The 1,184-nt window shown below is 34.6% G+C and carries 1 protein-coding gene and 1 pseudogene; both read right to left on the minus strand.

The genetic code is table 11. From position 1 onward, the window contains the following. Positions 1-295: pseudogene (locus R7035_RS25570) on the minus strand (chromosome segregation ATPase); the annotation flags it as partial. Positions 296-517: 222 nt separating this feature from the next. After that, on the minus strand, positions 518-1,081 hold the full coding sequence (locus tag R7035_RS25575; RefSeq protein ID WP_005459729.1) for an OmpA family protein: 564 nt from the start codon (positions 1,079-1,081) through the stop codon (positions 518-520). Positions 1,082-1,184: the final 103 nt, after the last annotated feature.

Below are 1,184 nucleotides of genomic sequence, written 5' to 3' on the forward strand. Positions count from 1 at the left end.
CAACACCTGACTCTTTATAGCAACTATTTATATAATTGAGTTCTTTGTAGAGCTCGCTAGCAATCAGCGGATTTTCTAACCTATCTTTTGCGAAGTCATAACTTAATATACTTGTCGCATATTGGATATAACGTAACATAAACTCTTTATCAGCTTCTGTTACTTCTAGGTGGTTAACGACTTTATCGACATCATCTCTGATATTATTTTTATTTAAGTCGATGCCTAATAAAGTGTCAGAAACATCTTTGAGTATACGAGGGTTATATACATACTCCTCTAGTTGGGCGCTCATCGCTGGTTTTTCTACTTCAGCATAGGAATGGTAAGCGTTACCAAAAAACAAAAATATCGACACGAAAATATGTTTACATTTCATTGGTTGAGACAACTAATTTATACATTACAGAAATAATATTCACAAAAATAAAAGCTTAGTAAAAACTAAGCTTTTAAATACCACATAAGATTGAGCACATGAATATTAAAATTACAACAGCAAATAGTGGATTGCTCATTACTCTATAGTTAATACAACTCGACGGTTACAGCCTGACAGCTTATTCTCGTTCACCTTACATATAGGCGCAGACTCCCCAAAGGCCTTTTCCACGATTCTGTTGCCAAGCCCCAGATCTTTCTTTAAATACTTTGAGGCAGTGCTTGCACGTCGAAGGGATAAACTTTTGTTGTAAGCCTGGCTTCCGACATCATCCGTGTGCCCTTCAACGAGAATACGTTTGTCTTCGTTAACCAGTTCTAAATACTTTGATATAGCTTGTTTATGTACGTTTGTTAGATAGTGCTCATTAGTATCATAGTGTAGAACTAACGACATTGAGTTCTTATCAAATGTGCAACTTTCCGTGGCGTTTGTAGCTTCAACCTTTTCAATTTTTTCATCTTGCACAATGGAAAGATCCTCATTAATTACTGATGCGAGTTTTCCATCCACCTGAGTAATTTTTGTATCAGAGCTTTTCAAAACTTTTGAAGTAACATAGTTTTCACTTTGGTTGATACAATTAGCGAGCGCGACATTTGAAGTAAAAATAATCGCAAATGGTATTAACTTTTTCATTTTAATCTTTTAATCGTCCTGTTTCTTCGTTAATCAGATTTAATATATATTTGTAAACGTCTTTACCATTTTTCGCATGATAAATGTTTTTCTCACCAACGCA

Origin of the sequence: Vibrio sp. 1731 (genome assembly GCF_033339955.1) — a bacterium.
In the GTDB taxonomy this organism is placed as follows: domain Bacteria; phylum Pseudomonadota; class Gammaproteobacteria; order Enterobacterales; family Vibrionaceae; genus Vibrio; species Vibrio alginolyticus.